Annotated in this window: 1 protein-coding gene; it reads left to right on the top strand. The window is 72.3% G+C overall.

The window, feature by feature from the left end; all coding sequences use genetic code 11:
• Window positions 1-979: CE1 family esterase (locus CCN33_RS30615; protein ID WP_086696517.1), on the top strand; the 979-nt coding region annotated here is incomplete at its 5' end.
• Window positions 980-1,059: the final 80 nt, after the last annotated feature.

The raw sequence follows: 1,059 nt of genomic DNA, 5'->3' as shown, positions 1-1,059 counted from the left end.
CATGACCGCGGTCATGCTGGCCACCTATCCGGACGTCTTCTCGGCGGGTGCGGTCGTCGCGGGGCTGCCCCACGACTGCACGAAGGACAACAGCCCCTACACCTGCATGAACCCCGGCGTGGACCTCAGCCCGGCTGAGTGGGCGAAGCGCGTGCGGGACGCCTTCCCGGCGTACGCGGGGCCGTGGCCGCGGGTGGCCGTCTGGTACGGCGACCAGGACACGACGGTCGTGCCGCGCAACGCCACGGAACTGCGCGACCAGTGGACCGCGGTGCACGGCCTGTCCCAGACGCCCACCCGCACCTCCGCCATCGGTCCCGACTCCACCCAGCACGACGAGTACGTGGCCGCCGACGGCACGGTCGAGGTCGAGGTCAACCGTGTACCCGGCATCAACCACGGCACCCCGGTCGACCCCGGCTCCGGCGCCCAGCAGTGCGGCAGCACCGGCGCGCCGTACTTCCTCGACTCGATCTGCTCCAGCTACTGGATCGCCAAGTTCTTCGGCCTGACCGGCTCGGGCACGGGACCCGGGTCGCTGCCGGCGCCCACCGGGCTGGCGGTGACCGGGGCCACCACCACCAGCATCAGCCTGAGCTGGAACGCGGTCAGCGGCGCCACGGACTACGTCGTCCAGCGTGACGGAGGCCCGGTCGGCACGGCGAGCGGCACCTCGTACACGGACACCGGTCTGGCGCCGGGCACTTCGCACACCTACACCGTCGCCGCGCGCGACGCCCAGGGCACGGCCGGAAGTCCCTCGGGGACGCTCACCGCGGCCACCACCGGCACAGTGGCCTCCTGCTGGACGGGCAGCAACTACGCCCACGTCCAGGCGGGACGGGCCACGACCACCGGCGGCTACACCTACGCCAAGGGGTCGAACCAGAACATGGGCCTGTACAACACCTTCGTCACGCACACCCTGAAGGAGTCGCCGACGGGCTACTTCACCGTCGCCGACGGCGGATGCCCCTGACCCCGCGCAGAACCGCCACCCCGCGTCCGTGACGACGTCCCGCCCTCGCGGCCGGTGCCGTCCTGCGAAGCGCCGCCGGG

It is taken from the genome of Streptomyces recifensis (assembly GCF_002154615.1).
GTDB classification, from domain to species: Bacteria; Actinomycetota; Actinomycetes; order Streptomycetales; family Streptomycetaceae; genus Streptomyces; species Streptomyces griseoluteus.
This window is presented reverse-complemented; position numbering and strand designations above follow the sequence as displayed.